The sequence below is a fragment of the Litorivivens sp. genome, assembly GCF_041625495.1.
Classification (GTDB): Bacteria; Pseudomonadota; Gammaproteobacteria; order Pseudomonadales; family Spongiibacteraceae; genus Litorivivens.
Genome location: NZ_JBFJTH010000009.1, coordinates 38,925 through 46,527, shown reverse-complemented (window position 1 = coordinate 46,527; position 7,603 = coordinate 38,925). Strand labels below are relative to the sequence as shown.

Below are 7,603 nucleotides of genomic sequence, written 5' to 3'. Positions count from 1 at the left end.
GCGGACCGGTAGTTCAGTTGGTTAGAATGCCGGCCTGTCACGCCGGAGGTCGCGGGTTCGAGTCCCGTCCGGTCCGCCAGACAAACACAGAAGCCCTGCCATCGAGCAGGGTTTTTTGTTTGTGCTGCAAAAATCGCATGCCCTTATCCTCTCTACTCGCCCATTAATTGACATCACTGTTGACTAAAAAGGCGAGGCTATCATAGTCTTTTGGTTCGCGGGTTTTATTCGCCCGTTTAACGCCAGTAGAACAATAACAGTGCGAAATAGCCTGACTCCCGATCCCGGAAACCTGTTCTTGGTGTTTATTCATTGATATCACGGAGAGTTTCAATGTCAGCCAGGCCTATGTCCTTGTCATTCGGGTTCATCACCAGCTTCGTAGTGGCTGGTCTGTTGCAGGCAGTGCCGGTGTTGGAAGAGGTTGTTGTTACTGCGCAAAAGCGTGAGCAATCGCTAATGGATGTGCCGATCTCGGTGGCGGTTGTCGATCAGGGACAAATTCAGGCGTCTCAGGTCGCAGATACTCAGGATTTTGTGCGTCTGACGCCTTCCTTAAGTTTTACACGTAGCTTCGCTGCGTCTGCCAGTTCCTTTGCTATGCGTGGCATTTCTTCTTTTGTGCAGCAGGGTTCCATTCAGCCTGCGGTGGCAGTGATTGTTGACGGCGTCGCGTTGTCACGTAGTGCGGAATTTATTATGAGTCTCGCAGACGTTGAGAGAATTGAGGTTCTGCGCGGCCCGCAGGGTACGCTGATTGGCAAGAATGCCACAGCGGGAGCGCTGAATATCGTAACGCAGCGTCCGGAAACTGAGTGGCGTGGTGAGGTGTCTGGAAGCTATACCAATGACAGTGAGAAGATATTGCGAGCTATGTTGACGGGTCCGTTTTACACCGAGGCTGCTCGCTATCGAATCAATGTTTTCAAGCGTGAAATGGATGGCTTTATTGAGAATATTCACCCAGTAGGTCGTGATCAGGGCGGCATTGATAGTCAAGGTGTGTTGGCGAAGTTCGATATTGACCTAAACGAGGATATGGAGCTACGTCTGAGTGCAGACTATCGCGATATATTTTCTGCGCCTCAGTTTCTGGTGCTGGTGCCGGATACCCAGCTCACACAGGAATTCGTTGATCGAAATGGATTTATCCCCAGCTTTGATGATCCCAAGGTTAATATCGATATTGACCCCGAAAATGTGGATGTTGGCTGGGGTTTGAGCCTCGACTATTTATGGTCGCTGTCGGAGGGGCTTGGTGTTCGGGCAATCACTAGCTACCGTGAGTTTGATACGGATTCTGAGCTAGATGTGGATCTTGGACCGGAGACTATCAAACCAACTACTGTAGAAGCTGCGCCGGGCGTATTTATCGGTTATCGGGGGGCGCCTTTCGGCAGCGGGCGCGCACCGATCAGTTCCTATACATTCACCCAAGAACTTCGGGTTGAGGGTAGTGGTGCACACTACAGCTACATTGCCGGTGCTTTTTATCAATCGTTAAAAGAAAATGCCTTTCTTACCTTGCCAACCGTGATTGATTTAGTGAATCGCCCTGCGGCGCCGGGCCCGAACCCGATTATTTCGTTGGTGCATATGACTGACTCGGTAGTGACGGATGACACCAGCGCGATATTTGGTGATGTCACGCTAGATCTGACTGACAGCATTTCTTTGTTTGCCGGTGCCAGATTTACTCGTGAAACACTGGGTTGGCGTATTGTGCAGATGGATCTTTATGATCCAGACAGTGAAAGCCCTTTGGGTGTCGCGCAGCCTTTCTTTGAGGGTGCGCCGAAGTCGGCAATACGTTCGGCCGTTGATCGGATTCGTGCTAATCCCAAACTTTACGATCTGAATAGCTTTCAGACCTTGCCCGCCATCGTGCTGGATGATGAGCAGACCGAAAACAAGGTTACCGGTCGGCTGGGTTTGATTTATCGATTCAGTGACGAGGTTTCGGTATATGCCAGTGTTAGCACGGGTTTCAAAGGCGCTGGTATCAATGCGTCCGCGACAGCGACTACACCTGAACGTGCGCTGGTAGACTCAGAGGATGCCTTCTCTACCGAGCTGGGTCTAAAAGGGCGTTTCTGGGATAACCGCTTATCGCTCAATGCGAATGTCTTTTCGATGGTTGTTGAAAATTTTCAGGCGGCGCAATTGACGCCAGGTACATTTAATACTGAAGTAATTAACGCCGGAGATATTGAAAGTGCAGGTGTGGAGCTGGAATTTACGCTAGCCGCTACTGACGATCTGCGGCTTTCAGGTGGTGTGGCCTACACTGATGCGACACTCGAAAACTTCACGAATGCCTGCTACGTAGGGCAGGATGCGGCTGACGGCTGCACCATTGACAGTAATGGCGATGGCGAAGGAGACACCCAGGATCTGTCGGGTTCTGAGTCACCGGTAACGCCGAGTCTAAAATGGCATGTGGCGGCTGACTATCACTGGGATTTACGTGCTATTCCCTGGGGGGGGGGATTTTCGCATAGCATACGCCTGGCAGGATAAACAGCAGTTCAACTTACAGCGGGACCCATTGAACGCAAACCCGGCCTATGGCTTGTGGGATGCGTCAGTGAACCTGAGTGATAGGGGTGGGCGCTACTCGGTGGGCGTGTTTGGTAAAAACCTGACAGACGAACGGTTTTACGCGGCTTACGGTGAAATTGATGGCTTTATAGCGCGAGCCCAAGCCATGCCGACCCGCGCGGCATTTCGCCATTGGGGTATTCAGGCGCGGCTAGCCTTTGACTAGCCGCACCGATACAAGCTTACAGTTTAAGTTTGAGCATCGCCTTGTACATGGTGTCGAAAGTTTTGCCGTAGGGTGGTGCCATCATTAGTAGTCCACTCATCGGTCCCTGTTGAAATATCGGTCGCATTTTGGAGAATTCAACGAATCCTTCGTGGCCGTGGTAGTGGCCCATGCCGCTGTTGCCGACACCGCCGAAGGGCATGTCATGCTGGGCAACGTGTACCACGCTGTCATTGATGCACATGCCGCCCGACAAGGTGTTGTAGATCACCTTGTCCTGGGTCGCTTTGTTGTTGCTGTATAAATACAGCGCGAGCGGGCGCTCATTCTCGTTAATGTATTGGATTACCTCATCGAGGTCGCGGTAGGGCTTGATCGGAAGCAGGGGGCCGAAGATTTCATCACGCATGATCATCATATCGGGCTTCACGTCGCAGACCAGGTGTGGGGCGATTTTGCGCAGCGAGTCATCTCGAGCAGCTTCGTCTAACAGATTGACCGCGTTGGCGCCTTTCGTTGTGGCGTCATCCAGTGTTTGCGTCAATCGCTGGTAGGCTTTTTCGTCGATCACGGAGGTGTAATCGGGGGTGTCGAGGCGCGGATAGCGTGCTTTGACAATGGCTTTGGCGGCCTCGATAAAGTCGGGAACCTTTTGTTCGGGGACAAACAGATAGTCCGGCGCCACGCAAGTTTGGCCGGCGTTGAGAAATTTGCCGAATAGCAGTCGTTCTGCGGCGGTTTTGATGTCGTAATCTTCGGCGATAATGGTGGGCGATTTGCCGCCCAGCTCAAGGGTCACGGGCGTCAGATATTTTGCGGCAGTTTCCATCACGGTTTTGCCTGTGGAGGGAGAGCCGGTGAATATCAGGTGGTCCCAGGGGCGGTCAGTGAACGTCTGAGCGGAAACACCGGGGATTACTGCCAGCACCGTGTCGTCGAATGCCTCGCTGATCAGTTTGTCCATCAGGCGTGCCAGTGTTTGTGAATTGGCGGCCATTTTGATGATGCAGCGATTGCCGGCGGCGAGGGCGCTGATGGCAGGGCTAAGTGCGAGGAAGAGCGGGTAGTTCCAAGGGGTGACAATACCGACAACGCCTTTTGGTTGTGGTATCACTCGGTTTTTGGCGCCGAAAAACGCTAGGCCTACATGGCGTTTCTGGGGCTTCATCCAGCGTTTAATGCGCTTTTTGGTGTAATGACAGCCGCTGAGCAGGCCAAATATTTCCAGTACTTTGGACTCCTGCGCGGCGCGATTGCCAAAATCAGCGCTGATTGCTTCGGCTATGGCGTCCTGATGGGTTTCCAGAAGGTTGGCAAGCGTGTCCAAGTGGGCGATGCGTTCGGCTGCGGTTGGATAGGCGTGCGTGCGAGAGGCTGCCTTCTGTCGGGCGAATACGTCGTCGATGCGTTCGCTGCTTGGTGCGCGTTGCTGTGATGTATTTTCAGGTTGTTGCGCTTCTGCCAGGTTGCTCATGGTTCACCCCCGTTGGTTGGTTGTCTCGATCATACATGCTGTGGAGCGTAAAGTTTTGCCTTTTCGCGCCATTTCATTAGTGTCGCGATCATCGTTTAAATGGTCTGAAAGGGGCGCCTAATGCGTCGCAAGTGCCGATTAGTGTGATATTGTTCCCAGCTAAGCTGCTGTTTTATGCGTACTATTTGCCGGATAATTACGCTATACACACGCCTTGCACTCACGACGGAGTGACTATGCTCGATCTACAGGCGGGAGCCAATGAAGCAGTCGTCTTTTTTAAAGGTGACCTGGTAGACAAGGAAGTTCGCTACGCCGAGTTTGAGGCTGTGCTTGATGGTTTTGCCGGCGTGCCCGCCTATTCAGGTAAGGTCGTTAAGGCGGTCTATCTGCAAATCAATCGCCACCTCGTGATCCAGGCGGCCGTCTTTTTTACGCTTCCCTTTGCAGAAGATGGTCAGGTTGAATCAACCTGGAACATTCCTTTGCAGCATCTTGCTGATCACGGCCTGACCGGGCCGGATCTCGGAGACGGCACTATTCGTCTGGCGTGTCGTAGCTCTTGCCCCGTAGTCTGGTACAAAGACAAGTTGTGGGACCCGGAAATGGGGGCCAACTCAACGTTTGATTTGCTGGTGGAGGCGGTAAAACGCAACCGACTTGGCTTGATTGAGGAGCGCAGCCCTGCGGTGAGGGTGACACCTGCTGCGCCGGTACAGGCCCAGCCGCAGGTTAATGTACCGCCGTCCTCACCAGTAGCGCCCGAGGCGCCCACCGGGCCGCGCTTTAATCGAAAATATCGTCGCCGCCTGGAAGGTTTAAAGCAAAAGCACAGGTTGGAACTCAGCACGCTTGCAGAGCGCCTGAAACGCCGCGTCGATTCTACGGAGGCGAGTTATGTAGAGCGCCTTCGTGCAAAGGACGAGAGTTTGCAGGAACTCAAAAGTCGTCTCGCTAAAGCCCGTCGTAATGAGTTGAAGCTGAAAGAGGCGCTGGACGGTTACGAAAACAAATTTAATAAGATTCGCGAGCGCTATGAGGAGACCCTGCGCAAAGGTAGTTCTGAGTATGCCGCTGAGGTTGCCGTGTTACGTGAGCAGTTTCAGGTTGAGCTGGCCGACAAAACCAAGGCGCAGGCCGAAGAGTTGAATGAGCGGATTGCCATGCGCGAGGCTGAGCTCCACTACCGCGACGAGCAGATTGCAAAGTTGCGCGATGAGCTGACGCTGACCAAAAAAGAGCTGCAATCGCTGATGAAAAATGACAGCGGCCAGATTCTGCAGCGCATGACGGATACTGGAATCACCTTTGTTGCCTACCACCCTGGTATAGAGCACCTGGTCTTGGTGCCGGCAGAGATTACGGCCTACGTAAACGATCCCATAGCCTTTGTGTCGCAGCGCTGTGGCGTGCCGATAGAGCATTATCGTGAATGGCTTATGCACTACCGCTTGCCGGTGTGCCGGTTCAAGGATGCTGACGGGCAGGTGTGTGGACAGCCGATAGACAAAGTGATGAAGCCTCTCTACTTTCGTCACGGTGAAAGCGACCGGTGTCGGGAGCATCTGGGGGGTGGGATTTGACCGGTTTCGCGGCTGTGCCGGATTCATCGACTCCGCGCTGATGCTTCAACAAATCTTTGATGAGCGCTTCGCGCGTGCTGGTGTGCCACTGTATCTCTGGCGGCTGGATCAGTTGCCCGGCGTGCTCGCCGGCAATAAATACTACAAGCTGAGTTCGAACCTGGATCACGCCGTTGCCGCCGGTCGATTGCGGGTGGCTAGTTTTGGCGGCGCTTGGTCCAATCATCTGCATGCGCTGGCGCGCGCGGGGCAGGCGCGGGGGTTGAAGACCCTGGGGCTGGTGCGTGCGGATGCCTCTACTGCGCTCACCCCAATGTTGGAAGATGCGCGTCGCTGGAGGATGGAGTTCATTTTTTTGTCTCGCAGCGACTACCGTCGTCGCCGCGATCCCGGTTTTCTTGATTTGCTGTCTGGTGATTGGCCGGATACCTTTTGGGTGCCGGAGGGTGGTAGCAATGCGCTGGGTGTTACAGGTTGTGTGTCTCTTGGCCGTGAAATTGCTCGGGCGTTACCAGATAGAGATCTGATAGTCGCTCTAGCGTGTGGTACCGGGGGCACATTGGCCGGTGTGGCTGCGGGGCTGGGTGCGAAAGCGCAGGTTCAGGTGTGTGGCTATCCGATGGTGAAAGGCGGTTTCTATCAGAGCGCGGTGGAGGAGCATCTGCGCAGTGCGGGGCTCTGCGCCGACAATTGGGCGATTGTTGAGGATGTCGCTATGGGTGGCTACGGCACGTGTTCGCCAGAGCTGGCTCGCTTTATCGTCGATTTTTATCGGCGACATCAGGTTGTGTTGGAGCCGGTGTACACCGGTAAATTGCTTTACGCGCTGCTGCAACAAGTGCAGGCGGGGGAATTTCAGGGGCGATCCCTGCTGGCCCTGCATACCGGGGGCCTGCAGGGCTTGCGAGGTTATCCGGCGTTACTGGCCGACCTTGCCGAGGTGGGGTTTCAAGGTCTGGAGGAGGGGTTTTAGTACTTTCGGGTTGGCGGCCACAATATTACCGGTTTCGAAATGCTTGTTGCCGCCCTGGAAGTCGCTGACCAACCCGCCTGCTTCTTTGATCAGTAGAATTCCGGCAGCAATATCCCAGCGATTCAGGCTCACTTCCCAAAAACCATCCAGACGACCGGCAGCCACATAGGCAAGGTCGAGTGCGGCTGCGCCAGCGCGACGAATACCTGCGGTCTGTGACGCCACGGCGGCAAGACTTCCCATAAATTCGGGCATCAGCTCATCGTTGCGGTTTTTGTAGGGGATTCCGGTGCCGAGCAGGGCGCCTTCCATGCTGGTCATCTGGCTAACCCGGATACGACGCCCATTGAGCTGTGCGCCGCGGCCGCGACTGGCGGTGAATTCTTCGCGGCGAATGGGGTCCAGTACCACCGCGTGTTCAATAACGCCCTTATAAAGACAGGCGATAGAGACCGCGTAATGAGGGATGCCCCGGATAAAGTTGGTGGTGCCGTCCAGGGGGTCGATTACCCATTGATAGTCGGAATCCGGGTTGTCACTTTGGCCCGACTCTTCGCCGAGGATGGCGTGATCGGGGTAGGCTTTGCGGATGTGGTAGACAATTTCCCGCTCGGCGGCGCGGTCGATGTCGGTAACGAAGTCGTTGGTGCCTTTGGTCTCGATCTTAAGGCGCTCGGTTTGTTCGGAGGCGCGGGCAATAATTTCGCCCGCCTTGCGCGCAGCGCGAAGCGCAATGTTCAACATCGGTTGCATATATAAAGAGCCTTGGCTTGTATGGATAGCGACAGGCGCGCGATTATACCAGA

At 54.5% G+C, this 7,603-nt stretch carries 6 protein-coding genes and 1 tRNA gene; 5 read left to right on the top strand and 2 right to left on the bottom strand.

Features of this window, described 5'->3' with window-relative positions; genetic code table 11:
• Positions 1-2: 2 nt before the first annotated feature.
• From ABYP39_RS02095 to ABYP39_RS02085, 3 genes are all read left to right on the top strand, one after another.
• Positions 3-79, top strand: a tRNA-Asp gene (locus ABYP39_RS02095).
• Between the two features lie 254 nt (positions 80-333).
• On the top strand, positions 334-2,520 hold the full coding sequence (locus ABYP39_RS02090) for a TonB-dependent receptor (protein WP_372780922.1): 2,187 nt from the start codon (positions 334-336) through the stop codon (positions 2,518-2,520).
• 28 nt (positions 2,521-2,548) lie between these two features.
• Positions 2,549-2,767, top strand: a complete 219-nt coding sequence (locus tag ABYP39_RS02085) for a hypothetical protein (RefSeq protein ID WP_372780920.1) — start codon at positions 2,549-2,551, stop codon at positions 2,765-2,767.
• 16 nt (positions 2,768-2,783) lie between these two features.
• On the opposite strand, the gene ABYP39_RS02080 is transcribed toward ABYP39_RS02085, so the two are convergent.
• Positions 2,784-4,241 carry a coniferyl aldehyde dehydrogenase gene (locus tag ABYP39_RS02080; RefSeq protein WP_372749761.1) on the bottom strand — a complete coding sequence of 486 codons (1,458 nt, stop codon included), beginning with the start codon at positions 4,239-4,241 and terminating at the stop codon, positions 2,784-2,786.
• A gap of 236 nt (positions 4,242-4,477) precedes the next feature.
• Here ABYP39_RS02080 and ABYP39_RS02075 point away from each other — a divergent pair, with 236 nt between their 5' ends.
• Together ABYP39_RS02075 and ABYP39_RS02070 are read left to right on the top strand one after the other, a co-directional pair.
• A complete protein-coding gene (locus ABYP39_RS02075) occupies positions 4,478-5,824 on the top strand; it encodes a hypothetical protein (RefSeq protein ID WP_372780918.1) in 1,347 nt (448 codons plus the stop codon).
• Positions 5,825-5,864: 40 nt separating this feature from the next.
• Positions 5,865-6,797 (top strand): 1-aminocyclopropane-1-carboxylate deaminase/D-cysteine desulfhydrase, encoded by a 933-nt coding sequence (locus ABYP39_RS02070; RefSeq protein WP_372780916.1) that lies wholly within the window; start codon positions 5,865-5,867, stop codon positions 6,795-6,797.
• Here ABYP39_RS02070 and ABYP39_RS02065 read toward each other — a convergent pair.
• Positions 6,744-7,550, bottom strand: coding sequence for an inositol monophosphatase (locus ABYP39_RS02065; RefSeq protein WP_372749579.1), 807 nt, complete (start codon positions 7,548-7,550; stop codon positions 6,744-6,746). The two genes, ABYP39_RS02070 and ABYP39_RS02065, sit on opposite strands and share 54 nt — an antisense overlap.
• Positions 7,551-7,603: the final 53 nt, after the last annotated feature.

Bases quoted from the DNA above. Each gene is read 5' to 3' on its own strand.
- ABYP39_RS02075 (WP_372780918.1), top strand. From the start codon at position 4,478: ATGCTCGATCTACAGGCGGGAGCCAATGAAGCAGTCGTCTTTTTTAAA.
- ABYP39_RS02070 (WP_372780916.1), top strand. From the start codon at position 5,865: ATGCTTCAACAAATCTTTGATGAGCGCTTCGCGCGTGCTGGTGTGCCA.
- ABYP39_RS02090 (WP_372780922.1), top strand. From the start codon at position 334: ATGTCAGCCAGGCCTATGTCCTTGTCATTCGGGTTCATCACCAGCTTC.
- ABYP39_RS02080 (WP_372749761.1), bottom strand. From the start codon at position 4,241: ATGAGCAACCTGGCAGAAGCGCAACAACCTGAAAATACATCACAGCAA.
- ABYP39_RS02065 (WP_372749579.1), bottom strand. From the start codon at position 7,550: ATGCAACCGATGTTGAACATTGCGCTTCGCGCTGCGCGCAAGGCGGGC.